Annotated in this window: 14 protein-coding genes; 3 read left to right on the top strand and 11 right to left on the bottom strand. The window is 71.6% G+C overall.

The genetic code is table 11. The features are described from left to right. Positions 1-4: 4 nt before the first annotated feature. The 10 genes from nuoH to ACW14Y_RS23760 form a co-directional block, all read right to left on the bottom strand. Positions 5-1,381, bottom strand: a complete 1,377-nt coding sequence (nuoH, locus tag ACW14Y_RS23805) for an NADH-quinone oxidoreductase subunit NuoH (protein WP_380302847.1) — start codon at positions 1,379-1,381, stop codon at positions 5-7. Next, positions 1,378-3,879 carry an NADH-quinone oxidoreductase subunit G gene (locus ACW14Y_RS23800; RefSeq protein ID WP_456983424.1) on the bottom strand — a complete coding sequence of 834 codons (2,502 nt, stop codon included), beginning with the start codon at positions 3,877-3,879 and terminating at the stop codon, positions 1,378-1,380. Before ACW14Y_RS23800 ends, nuoH begins: the two co-directional genes overlap by 4 nt. Beyond that, positions 3,876-5,237, bottom strand: a complete 1,362-nt coding sequence (gene nuoF, locus ACW14Y_RS23795) for an NADH-quinone oxidoreductase subunit NuoF (protein WP_380302851.1) — start codon at positions 5,235-5,237, stop codon at positions 3,876-3,878. The genes ACW14Y_RS23800 and nuoF overlap by 4 nt, the downstream gene beginning before the upstream one ends. Continuing rightward, entirely contained in the window at positions 5,237-6,067 is an 831-nt protein-coding gene (gene nuoE, locus ACW14Y_RS23790) for an NADH-quinone oxidoreductase subunit NuoE (protein WP_380435835.1), read from the bottom strand. Before nuoE ends, nuoF begins: the two co-directional genes overlap by 1 nt. Further along, positions 6,064-7,419 carry an NADH-quinone oxidoreductase subunit D gene (locus ACW14Y_RS23785; protein WP_380302856.1) on the bottom strand — a complete coding sequence of 452 codons (1,356 nt, stop codon included), beginning with the start codon at positions 7,417-7,419 and terminating at the stop codon, positions 6,064-6,066. The genes nuoE and ACW14Y_RS23785 overlap by 4 nt, the downstream gene beginning before the upstream one ends. Further along, positions 7,419-8,132 carry an NADH-quinone oxidoreductase subunit C gene (locus tag ACW14Y_RS23780; RefSeq protein WP_380384724.1) on the bottom strand — a complete coding sequence of 238 codons (714 nt, stop codon included), beginning with the start codon at positions 8,130-8,132 and terminating at the stop codon, positions 7,419-7,421. The genes ACW14Y_RS23785 and ACW14Y_RS23780 overlap by 1 nt, the downstream gene beginning before the upstream one ends. After that, entirely contained in the window at positions 8,129-8,683 is a 555-nt protein-coding gene (locus ACW14Y_RS23775; protein ID WP_355374348.1) for a NuoB/complex I 20 kDa subunit family protein, read from the bottom strand. The genes ACW14Y_RS23780 and ACW14Y_RS23775 overlap by 4 nt, the downstream gene beginning before the upstream one ends. 125 nt (positions 8,684-8,808) lie before the next feature. Further along, positions 8,809-9,168 carry an NADH-quinone oxidoreductase subunit A gene (locus ACW14Y_RS23770; protein WP_014137597.1) on the bottom strand — a complete coding sequence of 120 codons (360 nt, stop codon included), beginning with the start codon at positions 9,166-9,168 and terminating at the stop codon, positions 8,809-8,811. 671 nt (positions 9,169-9,839) lie between these two features. Continuing rightward, complete coding sequence (locus ACW14Y_RS23765) at positions 9,840-10,562, bottom strand: response regulator (RefSeq protein WP_456983418.1); 723 nt, start codon at positions 10,560-10,562, stop codon at positions 9,840-9,842. A gap of 136 nt (positions 10,563-10,698) precedes the next feature. Further along, complete coding sequence (locus ACW14Y_RS23760) at positions 10,699-11,772, bottom strand: sensor histidine kinase (RefSeq protein WP_456983416.1); 1,074 nt, start codon at positions 11,770-11,772, stop codon at positions 10,699-10,701. Between the two features lie 185 nt (positions 11,773-11,957). Here ACW14Y_RS23760 and ACW14Y_RS23755 point away from each other — a divergent pair, with 185 nt between their 5' ends. Then, positions 11,958-12,626: a hypothetical protein gene (locus ACW14Y_RS23755; protein ID WP_380302864.1), complete on the top strand. Its 669-nt coding sequence runs from the start codon at positions 11,958-11,960 to the stop codon at positions 12,624-12,626. A 55-nt stretch (positions 12,627-12,681) separates the two neighbouring features. On the opposite strand, the gene ACW14Y_RS23750 is transcribed toward ACW14Y_RS23755, so the two are convergent. Beyond that, positions 12,682-13,620, bottom strand: a complete 939-nt coding sequence (locus tag ACW14Y_RS23750) for a DMT family transporter (protein WP_456983414.1) — start codon at positions 13,618-13,620, stop codon at positions 12,682-12,684. A gap of 291 nt (positions 13,621-13,911) precedes the next feature. On the opposite strand from ACW14Y_RS23750, the gene ACW14Y_RS23745 reads away from it, so the two are divergent. Continuing rightward, on the top strand, positions 13,912-14,589 hold the full coding sequence (locus tag ACW14Y_RS23745) for a peptidylprolyl isomerase (RefSeq protein ID WP_380384712.1): 678 nt from the start codon (positions 13,912-13,914) through the stop codon (positions 14,587-14,589). Between the two features lie 71 nt (positions 14,590-14,660). Beyond that, positions 14,661-14,990 carry a MazG-like family protein gene (locus ACW14Y_RS23740; protein WP_380435843.1) on the top strand — a complete coding sequence of 110 codons (330 nt, stop codon included), beginning with the start codon at positions 14,661-14,663 and terminating at the stop codon, positions 14,988-14,990. Positions 14,991-15,012 lie beyond the last annotated feature (22 nt).

Below are 15,012 nucleotides of genomic sequence, written 5' to 3'. Positions count from 1 at the left end.
CGGTTCAGCTCCCTTCGGAATGGTCGGCCCCGTTGAGGGCGTCCTGCAGTTGCTTCGGGGCGCGGCTGCGCCGGCGCGGGACCGGCGGGAGCTGCTGTCCGGGCAGCGGGGGCACCGGGTAGCCGCCGGCCATCGGGTCGAACTCCCCCTGCGGGGCCTCGGACCCGGGTTCCGGCTTGCGCTTCAGGACGTCCCGCAGCAGGCCGAGCAGCAGCAGCGCGCCGACCGGGGCGCCGACGTACAGCACCACCTCGCCGAAGCCGTAGCCCTCGTTGCGCAGGGCCCGGACGCTGGCCACCATCACCAGCCAGGCCAGCGAGACCGGGATCAGCACCTTCCAGCCGAGCTTCATGAACTGGTCGTAGCGGAACCGGGGCAGGGTGCCGCGCAGCCAGATGAAGAAGAACAGCAGCAGCTGGATCTTGAGGGTGATCCACAGCAGCGGCCACCAACCGTGGTTGGCGCCCTCCCAGAACGTGGAGACCGGCCACGGGGCCCGCCAACCGCCCAGGAACAGGGTGGAGGCGACCGCCGAGACGGTGACCATGTTGACGTACTCGGCCAGCATGAACATCGCGAACTTCAGCGAGGAGTACTCGGTGTTGAAGCCGCCGACCAGCTCGCCCTCGGCCTCCGGGAGGTCGAACGGCGCCCGGTTGGTCTCACCGACCATCGCGACGATGTAGACGATGAACGACACCGGCAGCAGTACCGCGAACCAGGTCGGCTGCTGCGAGGAGACGATCTCCGAGGTGGACATCGAGCCGGAGTAGATGAAGACCGCCGCGAAGGACAGGCCCATCGCGATCTCGTAGCTGATCATCTGGGCGGAGGAGCGGATCCCGCCGAGCAGCGGGTAGGTCGAGCCGGAGGACCAGCCCGCCAGCACGATGCCGTAGATGCCGACCGAGGCGGTGGCCAGGATGTAGAGCAGCGCCACCGGGAAGTCGGTGAGCTGCATCGGCGTCCGGGTGCCGAAGATCGAGATCTCGTCGCCGGCCGGGCCGAAGGGGATCACCGCGAAGGCCATGAACGCCGGGATGGCGCAGACGATCGGGGCCAGGATGTAGACCACCTTGTCGGCGCCCGTGACCACCAGGTCTTCCTTGAGCGCCAGCTTCACGCCGTCGGCGAGCGACTGCAGCAGGCCCCACGGGCCGTGCCGGTTGGGCCCGATGCGCAGCTGCATCCAGGCCACCACCTTGCGCTCCCAGACGATCGCCACGAGGACCGTGCCGACCAGGAAGCCGAAGCAGAACACCGCCTTCAGCAGGACCAGCCACCACGGGTCCCGGCCGAAGAAGCCGAGCGTCTCGTTCGCGGCCAGCTCGGCCAGCGCGGCCGGGCCGTGTCCGGCGAACGGGTGCGGGTTCGGAGTCACTTCTCCTCCTCCTCGGGCCCGGCCGTCCCGGCCGGCGCGGTGGCCTCGGCGGCGGCGATGGTGACCAGGTGGCCGATGGTGGTGCCGAGCGTCCGGTAGGCGCCGCCCGGAGTGGAGTTGAGCGGGATCCAGACCGTGCGGTCCGGCATCTCCGCGGCGATCTCCAGCGGCAGGGTGAGCGAACCGGCCGGGCCGGTCAGCCGCAGCGCGGTCGCGGTCGCGGCACCGATCTCCGCGGCGGTGGTCGGCGAGACCCGGGCGACCGCGGGGTGCCGGGTGCCGGCCAGGTGCGGGTCGCCCTCCTGGAGCGAGCCCCGGTCGAGCAGCAGCCGCCACCCGGCCAGGACGGCCTGGCCGGTGGCCGGGCGGGGCAGCAGGCCGGGGTGGGCGGCCGGCGCGGCCGGACGGTCTCCCGTCCAGGGCAGGAAGCGGTCGAGCTCCTGCCGGGCGGCCCGGACGTCGGGCAGGCCGAGCCGGTGGCCGAGGGCGTCCGCGAGCATGTTCAGCACCCGCAGGTCCGGGTGCAGATGACGACCCATCTGCTGGTCCGGCTTGAGCGCGGCCTCGAACATCCGCACCCGGCCCTCCCAGTCCAGGAAGGTGCCGGCCTTCTCGGCCACCGCGGCCACCGGCAGCACCACGTCGGCGTGGGCCGTGACGGCGGACGGGCGCAGCTCCAGCGAGAGCACGAACGGGACGGCGGCCAGCGCCGCCTCGGCCAAGGCCGGGTCCGGCAGGTCCTCCGGGTCGACGCCACCGATCAGGAGCGCGCCGAGTTCACCGCCGAGGGCCGCGGACAGGATGTCCTCGGTGTCCCGGCCGGGACGGGCCGGGAGCTCGGCCACGCCCCAGGCGGCGGCGGCCTCGGCCCGGGCGGCCGGCGCGGCGACCGGACGGCCGCCGGGCAGCAGGCCCGGCAGCGCGCCGACCTCGACCGCGCCGCGCTCACCGGCCCGGCGGGGGATCCAGGCCAGCCGGGCGCCGGTGGCGTGCGACAGCCGCAGAGCGGCGGTGAGCGCGCCGGGGGCGGCGGCCGCCCGCTCGCCGACCAGGATCACCGCACCGGGGGTGCGGAGCAGTTCGGCGGCGCGGCCGGCGTCGTCGTTGAGCGGCTCGTCGGCGGCGAGCGCGGCCAGCCACTCGGCCTCGGTGCCGGGGGCGGCCGGCAGCAGCGATCCGTGCAGCTTGGCCAGGCCCCGGGAGGCGTGCGGGGCGATCGAGAAGACCGTGAGGCCGTGGGCCCGGTTGGCCTTGCGCAGCCGCAGGAAGACGATCGGCGACTCCTCCTCGGGCTCCAGGGCCAGCAGCAGCACCGCCGGAGCGGCCTCCAGCTCCTCGTAGCCGAAGGGGCTTCCGCCGATGTCCACGCCCTGGCCGGCGACGGCGGCGGCCAGGAAGTCCGCCTCCTCGCCGCTGTGCGGGCGGGACCTGAAGTCCACGTCGTTGGTGCCGAGCACCACCCGGGCGAACTTGGCGTACGCGTAGGCGTCCTCGACCGTGACCCGGCCGCCGGTGAGCACACCGGTGCGGGCCTCGCGCAGTCCCTCGGCGGCCCGGGCCAGCGCCTCCGGCCAGGAGGCGGCGACGAGTTCGCCGTCCCGCCGGACCAGCGGGGTGGTGATCCGGTCCCGCTGCTGGGCGTAGCGGAAGGCGAACCGGCCCTTGTCGCAGTTCCACTCCTCGTTGACCGCCGGGTCCTCACCGGCCAGCCGGCGCAGCACCTTGCCGCGGCGGTGGTCGGTGCGCTGGGCGCAGCCGGAGGAGCAGTGCTCGCAGACGCTCGGCGAGGAGGTCAGGTCGAACGGGCGGGAGCGGAAACGATAAGCCGCCGAGGTGAGGGCGCCGACCGGGCAGATCTGGATGGTGTTGCCGGAGAAGTACGACTCGAAGTCGTCGCCCTCGCCGGTGCCGACCTGCTGGAGGGCTCCGCGCTCGACCAGGTCGATGAACGGGTCCCCGGCGATCTGCTGGGAGAACCGGGTGCAGCGGGCGCAGAGCACGCAGCGCTCGCGGTCCAGCAGCACCTGGCTGCTGATCGGCACCGGCTTCTCGTAGGTGCGCTTCATCCCCTCGAAGCGGGAGTCCGTGTCACCGGTGGACATCGCCTGGTTCTGCAGCGGGCACTCGCCGCCCTTGTCGCAGACCGGGCAGTCCAGCGGGTGGTTGATCAGCAGCAGCTCCATCACGCCGCGCTGGGCCTTCTCCGCGACCGGCGAGCTGAGGTGGGTGCGCACCACCATGCCCTCGGCGACCGGGATCGTGCAGGAGGCGACCGGCTTGCGCTGGCCCTCGATCTCGACGATGCACTGCCGGCAGGCGCCGGCCGGGTCGAGCAGCGGGTGGTCGCAGAAGCGCGGGATCTGGGTGCCGATCTGCTCGGCGGCCCTGATCACCAGGGTCCCCTTGGGGACCTGCACTTCGACGCCGTCGATGGTGAGCGTGACCAGCTCGACCGCGGCCTTGTCGCCCGTGGAGGTGGATGGCTCTGTGATCGTCACGCGTGCACCTCCCTTTCGGTGGCGGACGGGTGGCCGGGGCGGGGGCCGTCGGCCCAGACGGTGGAGGCGGCCGGGTCGAACGGGCAGCGACGCTCGGCGAGGTGCTGCTCGTACTCGGCCCGGAAGTACTGGAGCGAGGAGACGATCGGGCTGGCCGCGCCGTCGCCCAGGGCGCAGAAGGACTTGCCGTTGATGTTGTCGGCGATGTCGAGGAGCTTCTCCAGGTCGCCCTCGACGCCCTGGCCGGCCTCGATCCGCTTGAGCAGCTGGACCAGCCAGTAGGTGCCCTCGCGGCAGGGGGTGCACTTGCCGCAGGACTCGTGGGCGTAGAACTCGGTCCAGCGGGTGACGGCGCGGACCACGCAGGTCGTCTCGTCGAAGATCTGCAGGGCCTTGGTGCCGAGCATCGAGCCGGCCGCGCCGACGCCCTCGTAGTCCAGCGGGACATCGAGGTGCTCGTCGGTGAACATCGGGGTGGAGGAGCCGCCCGGGGTCCAGAACTTGAGCCGGTGGCCGGTCCGGATGCCGCCGCTGATGTCGAGCAGCTGGCGCAGCGTGATGCCCAGCGGCGCCTCGTACTGGCCGGGGTTGGTGACGTGGCCGGAGAGCGAGTAGAGCGTGAAGCCGGGGGACTTCTCGGTACCCAGGCCCTTGAACCACTCCTTGCCGCGGGCCAGGATCGGCGGCACCGAGGCGATCGACTCGACGTTGTTCACCACGGTCGGGCAGGCGTAGAGACCGGCGATGGCCGGGAACGGCGGGCGCAGCCTGGGCTGGCCCCGGCGTCCCTCCAGCGAGTCCAGCAGCGCCGTCTCCTCGCCGCAGATGTAGGCGCCGGCGCCGGCGTGGACGGTGATGTCCAGGTCGAGCCCGGAGCCGAGGATGTTCCGGCCGAGCAGCCCGGCCTCGTAGGCCTCGGCGACGGCGGCCTGGAGCCGGCGCAGCACCGGGACGACCTCGCCGCGCAGGTAGATGAAGGCGTGGTCGCAGCGGATCGCGTAGGACGCGATGATCATGCCCTCGATCAGCGAGTGCGGGTTGGCGAACAGCAGCGGGATGTCCTTGCAGGTGCCCGGCTCGGACTCGTCCGCGTTGACCACCAGGTAGTGCGGCTTGCCGTCGTTCTGCGGGATGAACTGCCACTTCAGGCCGGTGGGGAAGCCCGCGCCGCCGCGGCCGCGCAGACCGGAGTCCTTGACCAGGGCGATCACGTCGTCCGGGGGCATCGCGAGGGCGGCCTTGAGTCCCTCGTAGCCGGCGTGGCGGCGGTAGGTGGCGAGCGTCCAGGGGCGGTTGTCGTCCCAGAACGCCGACAGCACGGGGGTGAGCAGCTTCTCGGCCGGCTCGGCGGAGGTCATCACGCTTCGGTCCCTTCCTGGCCGGTGCCCTCGGCGGACCCGCCCTCGACGGATCCGCCCTCGCGGCGCGGCTCCTCGTGGCGGGTGCCTTCGTGGCGGGTGCCTTCGTGGCGGGGGGAGACGACGCGGGTGCCGCCGGTACCGGGCAGGGCCTCGCCGCGGGCCAGCCGCAGACCGGCCAGCGAGGCCGCGCCGCCCGCGCCGGACTCGTCGACGGCGCCGGGGCGCTCGTCGGGGAAGCCGGCCAGGATCCGGGCGGAGTCCTTGAAGGAGCAGAGCCGGGCACCCCGGGTGGGGACGGCCTCACGGCCCGCGCGCAGGTCGTCGACCAGCAGCTTGGCGCTCTCCGGCGTCTGGTTGTCGAAGAACTCCCAGTTGACCATCACCACCGGCGCGTAGTCGCAGGCGGCGTTGCACTCGATGTGCTCGATCGAGATCCGGCCGTCCTCGGTGGTCTCGTTGTTCGCGATCCCGAGGTGCTCCTGGAGCTCGGCGAAGATCTGGTCGCCGCCGAGCACTGCGCACAGGGTGTTGGTGCAGACCCCGACGTGGTACTCGCCCGCGGGCCGGCGCCGGTACATGGTGTAGAAGGTGGCGACGGCGGTGACCTCGGCGGTGGTGAGGTCGAGTTGCTCCGCGCAGAACCGGATGCCGGTCCGGCTGACGAAACCCTCCTCGGCCTGCACCAGGTGCAGCAGCGGCAGCAGCGCCGACCGGGCCACCGGGTAGCGGCCGATCAGCTCCGCCGCGTCGGCGGCCAGCCGGGCGTGCACCTCCTCGGGGTACGGCTTGGCCGGCAGCGCCGGCATCCCCAGTTGGACGTCTGTCACCGGTCCACGCCTCCCATCACCGGGTCGATCCCGGCCACCGAGACGATGACGTCGGCCACCTGGCCGCCCTCGCACATCGCCGCCATCGTCTGCAGATTGGTGAACGACGGGTCCCGGAAGTGGACCCGGTACGGGCGGGTCCCGCCGTCGCTCACCACGTGCACGCCCAGCTCGCCCTTGGGCGACTCGACCGCCACGTAGGCCTGGCCGACCGGGACCCGGAAGCCCTCGGTGACCAGCTTGAAGTGGTGGATCAGGGCCTCCATCGAGGTGCCCATGATCTTCCGGATGTGGTCGAGGGAGTTGCCCATGCCGTCCGGACCGACCGCGAGTTGGGCCGGCCAGGCGATCTTCTTGTCCGCCACCATGACCGGACCGGGGCGCAGCCGGTCCAGGCACTGCTCGACGATCCGCAGGGACTGCTTCATCTCCTCCAGCCGGATCAGGAAGCGGCCGTAGGAGTCGGCGCCGTCCGCGACCGCGACCTCGAAGTCGTAGTTCTCGTAGCCGCAGTACGGGTCGGTCTTGCGCAGGTCGTGCGGCAGGCCGGTGGCGCGCAGGATGGGGCCGGTGGCGCCGAGGGCGAGGCAGCCGGGCAGGTCGAGGAAGCCGACGTCGACCAGGCGGGCCTTGAACACCGGGTTGCCGGTGGCGAGTTTGTCGTACTCGTGCATCCGGGAGCGGATGGTCTTCACGGCCTCGCGGATCTGGTCGACCGCGCCGGGCGGGAGGTCCTGGGCGAGGCCGCCCGGGCGGACGTAGGCGTGGTTCATCCGCAGTCCGGTGACCAGCTCGAAGACGTCCAGGATCAGCTCGCGGTCGCGGAAGCCGTAGATCATCAGGGTGGTGGAGCCGATCTCCATGCCACCGGTGGCCAGGCAGACCAGGTGGGAGGAGATCCGGTTGAGCTCCATCATCAGCACCCGGATGACGTCGGCCCGCTCCGGGATGTCGTCGGTGATGCCGAGCAGCTTCTCGACCGCCAGGCAGTAGGCGGTCTCGTTGAACAGCGGGGTCAGGTAGTCCATGCGGGTCACGAAGGTGGTGCCCTGGACCCAGCTGCGGAACTCCATGTTCTTCTCGATGCCGGTGTGGAGGTAGCCGATGCCGCAGCGGGCCTCCGTCACCGTCTCGCCGTCGATCTCCAGGATCAGCCGCAACACCCCGTGGGTGGAGGGGTGCTGGGGGCCCATGTTGACGATGATGCGCTCGTCGTCGGCGCGGGCCACCGCATCGACCACCTCGCCCCAGTCGCCGCCGGTGACCGTGAAGACCCGGCCCTCGGTGGTTTCCCGGGCGCCTGCCTCGGCCGCGCCGCCCTGGTTCGTCTCCTCGTAGTGCTGGGTGCTCATCAGCTGTACGACCTCCGCTGGTCGGGCGCCGGGATCTGGGCGCCCTTGTACTCGACGGGAATGCCGCCGAGCGGGTAGTCCTTGCGCTGCGGGTGTCCCAGCCAGTCGTCCGGCATCATGATCCGGGTGAGGGCCGGGTGCCCCTCGAAGACCAGGCCGAAGAAGTCGTAGGCCTCGCGCTCGTGCCAGTCGTTGGTGGGATAGACGCTCACCACGGACGGGATGCGCGGATCCGCGTCCGGCGCGGTGACCTCCAGCCGGATCAGCCGACCGTGGGTGATCGAGCGCAGGTGGTAGACCGCGTGCAGTTCGCGGCCCTTGTCGCCGGGGTAGTGCACGCCGCTCACGCCGAGGCAGAGCTCGAACCGCAGCGCCGGGTCGTCGCGCAGGGTGCGCGCGGTGCGGAGGAGGTGCTCGCGGGCGATCCGGAAGGTGAGCTCGGCGCGGTCGACGACGGTCTTCTCGATCACCTCGGCCGGGTCGAGGCCCTGCTCCTCCAGGGCGCCCTCCAACTCGTCGGCGACCTCGTCGAACCAGCCGCCGTACGGGCGCTCGCTGGCTCCCGGCAGGACGACCGGGGCGACCAGGCCGCCGAAGCCGGAGGTGTCGCCGCTGCCCTGGGAACCGAACATGCCCTGCCGGCGGCCGACCACCTCGACCGGGATCTCGCGGTGCGGGTGCTCGCGGCGGGTCTCGGGTACCTGCTCGTTCATCGCAGCAGCCCCCGCATCTCGCTCACCGGGGTGGCCTGCAGCGCGAGCGCCTCGCCCAACTCCTCGGCACGGCGCTTGTTCGCGCCGAGCGGCTCGTGCTGGATCTTGTCGTGCAGCTTCAGGATCGCGTCCATCAGCATCTCCGGACGCGGCGGGCAGCCGGGCAGGTAGATGTCCACCGGGACGATGTGGTCGACGCCCTGCACGATCGCGTAGTTGTTGAACATCCCACCCGAGGAGGCGCAGACCCCCATCGAGATGACCCACTTCGGGTTGGCCATCTGGTCGTAGACCTGGCGCAGCACCGGGGCCATCTTCTGGCTCACCCGACCCGCCACGATCATCAGATCGGCCTGCCGGGGCGAACCCCGGAACACCTCCATGCCGAACCGCGCCAGGTCGTAGCGGCCCGCGCCGGTGGTCATCATCTCGATCGCGCAGCAGGCCAGCCCGAAGGTGGCCGGGAAGAGCGACGCCTTGCGTACCCAGCCGGCCGCTGTCTCCACGGTCGTGAGTAGAAAGCCGCTCGGCAGCTTCTCCTCGATTCCCATCAGATCCCTCTCAATGCCCTCAAGTCCTGTGGTTCGCCCACCCGTTCGGGCCCGTCCGCCGGTTCGGGCTTGTCCGCCCGTTCACAAGGTCCGACGGACGCCCGGTACCCGGCCCCTCCCCCGGCTCAGTCCCACTCCAGGCCGCCGCGCCGCCAGACGTAGGCGTAGGCGACGAAGACAGTGGCGATGAACAGGAGCATCTCGACCAGTCCGAAGATCCCCAGGGCGTCGAAACTCACCGCCCACGGATAGAGAAAGACGATCTCGATGTCGAAGACGATGAAGAGCATCGCCGTCAGGTAGTACTTGATCGGGAACCGACCGCCGCCCACGGGCTGCGGGGTCGGCTCGATGCCGCACTCGTACGCCTCCAACTTGGCCCGGTTGTACCGCTTGGGCCCGGTCAGTGAGGCCATCACGACGGAGCCGACCGCGAACGCCGCCGCGATGGCACCGAGTACGAGGATCGGCGCGTAGGCATTCATAGCCCCCGCTCCCTCCGTCCAGTCGTCCTTGACTGCAGATCGGAACCGTCGGGTCACACTGTGGTGAACCCGGCGTTCCAGTTCCCGGGATCCACCCCATGTGAGGCAGTTCACAAAGCCTGGAACGAGCGCATCCTATGCCCGTCGGCTTGTGATCTGCGACACGCAGTTCAAGACGATCTTTGTGATCTCCGCCACCTTGTGAATCATGATGAAGGTGAGCATGACGAGAGTTGTCAACGCAAAGAAGTCAAATGGTCACAAGCAGTCGCATTTATCTGCGAAGCGGCTGGTCAGGGCCGTCGTCCTATATCAACTTCGTCTAGCGGAAGGCAAATTTCCGGGCGTCATGTTGACGTGTTATACCGGCTCACCCTCAGGGGTGGCGGCCCCGCGAACGCCCGCTTGACCCTTCGTTCACAAGCACGCCGAGCGCAGGCCGGAGCGTCTCCCGGCGGTGGACCGGGGCACCTCTCGGCGGTGGGCAGAGGTGCGTATCGGAGGTGGGCCGAGGCACCTCTCGGAGGTGGGTCGGGGTGTGTATCGGAGGTGCGCCGGGTCGCCTCTCGACGGTGGGCCGGGGCGGCCCTGTCCCGGCAGTTGTTGATCGGGTCACCTGTCGGCGGCGGGCTGGGGTGCCTCCCCTCGGTGGGGCGACGGGGCGGAGTGGCTCAGGCTCCGCTCTCCCAGGCCCAGGCGGCGATTCCGACCCGATTGCGCGCACCGAGCTTTCGCTGGACCGAGGCCAGGTGGTTCTTCACCGTGCCGGCGCTGATGAACAGTTGCTCCGCGATCTCGCCGTTGGTGGCGCCGTCGGCGACGAGCCGCGCGATCTCCTTCTCTCGTGCGGTGAGCTCCTCGACCGGGCCGATCCGCTCGCTCTCCGCGATCCGTCCGCCCAGGGGCCGCCGCTCCCGCCGGCCTGCGGCACCGCCGGTGCTGCCGCTTCCGATGCCTCCTCCGATGCCGCTCCCGCTGCTGCCTCCGGAGAGTTGGCGGAGCAGGCGCACGGTGATCTGCGGGCTGATCAACGCGTCCCCCGCCACAGCGGCCCGGACCGCCTCCGCGAGCAGCGCGGGCCCCGAGCGCTTGAGCAGAAAGCCCGCCGCCCCGGCACGGAGCGCCTCGTGCACGTATTCGTCCAGGTCGAAGGTGGTCACCACGACCACCCGGAACTCCCCGCCCAACCGCCGGGTCAGCTCCAGACCGTCCAGCCTGGGCATCCGGATATCGGCGAGGATCACGTCCGGGCGCAGCCGCTCGGCCAGGGCGACCGCCACCTCACCGTCCGCGGCCTCGTCGACCACCTCAATGTCGGGCTGCGCGTCGAGGATGATCCGGTACGCGCTGCGGATCGCCTCGTCGTCGTCGGCAAGGAGCACCCGGATGCTCATCGGCCGACCTCCTTCCGTTCCTCCGTAGCGCGTCTGTCCCGCGCCTGCCGCTCCTGTCCCACCTGTCAGCCCCGCCGTCGCGGCGGTGCCGCTCCTCGCCCCGTGAGGCGGTGCCGGTCCCCCGGACCCGGGGCAACTACCCGATCTTCAGGGGCATGGTGGCCGCCACCTGCCAACCCTTGCCCTCGCGGCCGGCGCTCAGCGTGCCGCCCAAGGCCTCCACCCGGGCAGACAGACCTGCCAGGCCACTGCCGCCACCACCCCGCCTCGACCCGGACGGCGACGAGGCCCCACCGCCGTCGTCCCGGACCCGTACCGTCAACCGCCGCCCCTCGCTCCGCACCCGGACGTCGACCACGCGGGCAGCGGGAGCATGCCGCCGCACATTGGTCAGGGCCTCGACCACGATCCGGTAGGCGGTGGCCGCCACCTCCCGGGGAACCGTCGGTTCCTCGGCCGGAGCGTCCAGTCGCACCACCACGTCGCCCGAGTCCGTGAACCGCGCGGTGAGCTCGACCAGTTCGGCCAGGCCGGGCTGCGGGGTGCGCTCCGCACCGTCCCCGTCCTCGCTGCGCAGCAGGTGGACCGTCCGGTCGAGCGAGGCCAGGGCCTGCAACCCGGCCTGCTCTATCCGCTCGAACAGAGCTGCGGCCCGCACCGGGTCGAAGGCCGCGAGCACGGTGCCCGCCTGCGCCTGGGCGACCATGCCACTGACGTCATGGGCGACGAAGTCGTGCAGGTCGTGGGCAAGTTCGAGTCGCTGAGTGCGCCGGGCCGCAGCCACCGAGCGCCGCCGGTTGTCGTCCAGCCCGCGCAGGTAGAGCCCGATCAGGACGGCCGGCAACGAGAAGACCGAACCGAAGCCGAAGAGAGTCAGTGCGCCCACCGCGCCGGACGCGTCCTCGAACCGGGACGGCCAGAGCGCAACCGCGCCGCCGATCGTCCAGGCCGCGACGGCTCCGCGCCGACCGCCCTCGGCCCGCAGCGTCAGGACCACCAGCGCCAGCAGGGAGGCGAGTTCGAGCATGCCGACCAGGCCGGCCCAACGCTCCGACTCGGCCCAGCGGCCGGCCGCCCAGGCGCCGAACGTGGCCCCGATGGAGACCACAGCGGCCGCCAAGCACACCGCCGCGATCCCGAACCGGGAACGCAGGAACCACCCGCAGAGAACCACCGCCGGGGCGGCCAACGCCAGGACCTGACTCATCATCGCCTCCTTCCTGCGAGCAGCCTACGGATCGTCTGAGGTCTCCGCCTGTGCCGATCGGCACATTTCCGCACCCGGTTCGAGCAGCCAGAACAGCCCGATCGGCACTGATGGCGACCCGGGTCCGACGGCCAGTCTTGATCCCGTCGGACCGGCCACGGGGGCCGGCCGGGAAGGAGTCGGCCACCATGTCCACCACCGCATCCGTCACCACCGCATCCGCCACCGGCGCACCCGTCGCGAGCACACCCGTCGCAGGCGTCGGAGCAGTCGGCCCGGGCACCGGCACCCCGGGCACGGCCGCCGCTTCCCGCCGGGCCGCCGCCCGGAAGCGCGCCGTCCGTCCGGACGGCACCCCCCGCTGGGCCGAGCTGGCCGCCAGGGCCACTGTCTGGACCACCGTGCCGTCCGGGCTCTGGCGGCTCGCCCTCGGCGTCGGCATCCCGGTCGGCTTCAGCGGGGAGCTGGCCGCGGTCTTCGAGGGCAACACCCCCGGCTGGGGCACCGTGTACCTCGTCACCCTGAGCGGGCTGGCCGAGTTCCTGGCCTTCCTCACCATGGGGCTGGTCCGGCCCTGGGGCGAGGTGGTCCCTTCGTGGATCCCGCTGATCGGCGGCCGCGCCGTCCGGCCGATCGCCGCGATCGTCCCCGCCGCGATCGGCTCGGCCGTGCTGACCTACCTCGGGGCGAGTGCGCTGTTCGGCGGCTGGGCCGACCAGTTGAGCGATCCCGAGGCTCCTCAGGGCCTCGCCGCAGTGGTCATGACCCTCTGCTACCTGCCCATGGTCGTCTGGGGTCCGCTGGTCGCCGCGGTCACCTTCGCCTATGCCCGCCGCACCCTGGGGCGGCGGCGGTGACCGGGCCGACGAGGGTCGGGGGCGGGGTGCTCCGCGCAGGTGGCCCGGACCGGGGTCACGCCGGGACGGACGCCCGCTCCGCCGGCTCGGCCGACTCGGCCTCCCGGGGCGGCGCCGAGGCGGTCCGGCGGCCCCACTCGGTGCCGACCAGGACGAGGGCACCGCCCAGCAGGGCGAGCGGTCCGAGGTGGTTGCCGGCCAGGGTGATGCCGAACACCGCGGCCCAGAGCGGTTCGGTGCCCAGCAGCAGGCTGACCCTGGAGGGCGAGGTGGTGCGGACGGCCCACATCTGCACGAAGAACGCGAACAGCGTGCAGAGCAGCGTCAGGTGGAGCAGCCAGCCCCACTGGGCCGGCCCGTACGCGGCCGCGACCGTCCAGGGCGACGGGCCGACGAACGGCGCGACCGCGGCGAACACCAGCGTCGCGGTCGCCAGTTGGACCCAGGTGACGGCCAGTGTGTCGGTCTCCCGGATCGCCTTGACGCGCGCGGTGGCCAGCACATTGACCGTCCGCACGACAGCGGCACCCAGCACCAGCAGGTCCCCGACCGAAGGGGCCCGCAGCCCACCCTCGCCGGTCAGCAGCGCGATGCCCACCACCGCCAGACCGGCTGCCGCGAGGAAGGGTCGCGGCAGTGGCGTCCGGGCGAGCGCGCTCTCCGCGAGCGGAGTGAACACGATCGTGAGACTGATGATCAGGCCGGCATTGGTCGCCGAGGTGTGCACCGCGCCGAAGGTCTCCAGGAGGAAGATCGCACCGAGCACCAGCCCGAGGGCGGCCCCGCCCAACCACTCGGCACGCCGCAGCCCCCGCAGCGCGCGCCAGGCGAACAGTCCGAGCACGGGCAGGACCAGACCGAACCGCAGGACCAGCATGGCCACCACCGTGTCCGGCTCCGCCACCCGCTGTACGGCCAGGAAGCTCGACCCCCAGACCACCGCCACCAGCAGTACCGGCAGATCACGCAGAAGAGCGGAGGACGATGCGCGCATGGGCGGGACCCTCTCGAAGCGAACGGAAGCGGCACACGAGAGTCGCGCACGTCGTCGGACGGATCCCGGAGTTGAGCAGGCGCCCGTCATCCTCGCGCACCGCGCCGTTCCCGATCAACGGTTTTCCCCCGCGCCTGCCATGTCGCTCTTCCCGCACCCGCCTGTCGAGCCCCGTCTGTCGAACCCCTCCCACCGACCCCTTCCCACCGACCCCTACCGGATCTCCACCCCGACATGGATGATGTCGCCATGACAATGCAGCCGCCCCTCACGACCCGGAAGGCCAGCCAAGTGACCCGGAAGCACTGGGCGTTGATCGCCGCAGCCACCGTTCTGCCGATCGTGGTGAGCACCGGCACCGCCGTCGCGGACACCCCCTCGGCCGGGGCCGGGACCGGCGCGGCCGGCACCACCTGCACCTACAGCCCGGCGGTTCCCGCCGACAACTTCAAGGGCATCCCGGTCTTCGACGCCCGGAAGGCCGCCAAGCCCTACAGCGCGACCCTGAAGACCACCCAGGGGTCGATCACCTTCCAGGCCCTCACCGACAAGGCGCCCTGCACGACCTTCTCGTTCCGCTTCCTCGCCGAGCGTGACTACTTCGACCGCAGCCACTGCCACCGGCTGACCACCCAGCGGATCTTCGTCCTGCAGTGCGGCGACCCGACGGGCACCGGCAGCGGCGGGCCCGGCTACTCCTTCCCGGACGAGAACCTGGAGGGCGCGACCTACCCCGCCGGCACGGTCGCGATGGCCAACGCGGGCCCCAACACCAATGGCAGCCAGTTCTTCTTCGTCTGGAAGGACACCAAGCTCTCCCCCGCCTACACGCCCTTCGGCCGCATCACCTCGGGCCTGGACGTCCTGCAGAAGATCGCCGCCGGTGGCGAGGACGACCAGAACAACCCCGGCGACGGCTTCCCCACCCTGCCCGTGAACATCCGCAATGTGAAGATCTCCACCCGCTGAGCCACCTTCGGGGCCGGTCGGGCTCCCGTACGGTGGTCTGCACGACCGCGAGCCGTACGGGAGCCGTGCCGATGGACAGCAGGATCTGGGAAAGCGTCGACCACATGGTCGCCTGGCTCGACCAGGAGAGCCCGCTCCCTCCGCAGGAGGAGCGGCTGGCCCGGATCCTCAAGCTCTCCGAGGAGGTGGGCGAGGTCAGCGCGGCCGTGATCGGTGCGACCGGTCAGAATCCGCGCAAGGGCGTGACCCACACCTGGGAGGACGTCCAGCACGAGCTGTGCGACGTGGTCTTCTCCGCGCTGGTCGCGCTCCGCACGCTCACCCCCGACGCCGCCCAGGTCTTCGCCGACCGCCTCACGTACGTCGAGAACCGCTCCGCCGCCAGCCGCCGCGAGCCGTAGGCCCCGGACGAACCGGGCCGCC

The organism is Kitasatospora sp. cg17-2 (genome assembly GCF_054031055.1).
This window is presented reverse-complemented; position numbering and strand designations above follow the sequence as displayed.

What these genes read in the sequence shown, in the direction of transcription:
- nuoF (WP_380302851.1), bottom strand. Translation starts at nt 5,237, where the DNA reads ATGACCTCCGCCGAGCCGGCCGAGAAGCTGCTCACCCCCGTGCTGTCG.
- ACW14Y_RS23785 (WP_380302856.1), bottom strand. Translation starts at nt 7,419, where the DNA reads ATGAGCACCCAGCACTACGAGGAGACGAACCAGGGCGGCGCGGCCGAG.
- ACW14Y_RS23765 (WP_456983418.1), bottom strand. Translation starts at nt 10,562, where the DNA reads ATGAGCATCCGGGTGCTCCTTGCCGACGACGACGAGGCGATCCGCAGC.
- ACW14Y_RS23760 (WP_456983416.1), bottom strand. Translation starts at nt 11,772, where the DNA reads ATGATGAGTCAGGTCCTGGCGTTGGCCGCCCCGGCGGTGGTTCTCTGC.
- ACW14Y_RS23740 (WP_380435843.1), top strand. Translation starts at nt 14,661, where the DNA reads ATGGACAGCAGGATCTGGGAAAGCGTCGACCACATGGTCGCCTGGCTC.
- ACW14Y_RS23775 (WP_355374348.1), bottom strand. Translation starts at nt 8,683, where the DNA reads ATGGGAATCGAGGAGAAGCTGCCGAGCGGCTTTCTACTCACGACCGTG.
- ACW14Y_RS23770 (WP_014137597.1), bottom strand. Translation starts at nt 9,168, where the DNA reads ATGAATGCCTACGCGCCGATCCTCGTACTCGGTGCCATCGCGGCGGCG.
- ACW14Y_RS23780 (WP_380384724.1), bottom strand. Translation starts at nt 8,132, where the DNA reads ATGAACGAGCAGGTACCCGAGACCCGCCGCGAGCACCCGCACCGCGAG.
- ACW14Y_RS23755 (WP_380302864.1), top strand. Translation starts at nt 11,958, where the DNA reads ATGTCCACCACCGCATCCGTCACCACCGCATCCGCCACCGGCGCACCC.
- ACW14Y_RS23750 (WP_456983414.1), bottom strand. Translation starts at nt 13,620, where the DNA reads ATGCGCGCATCGTCCTCCGCTCTTCTGCGTGATCTGCCGGTACTGCTG.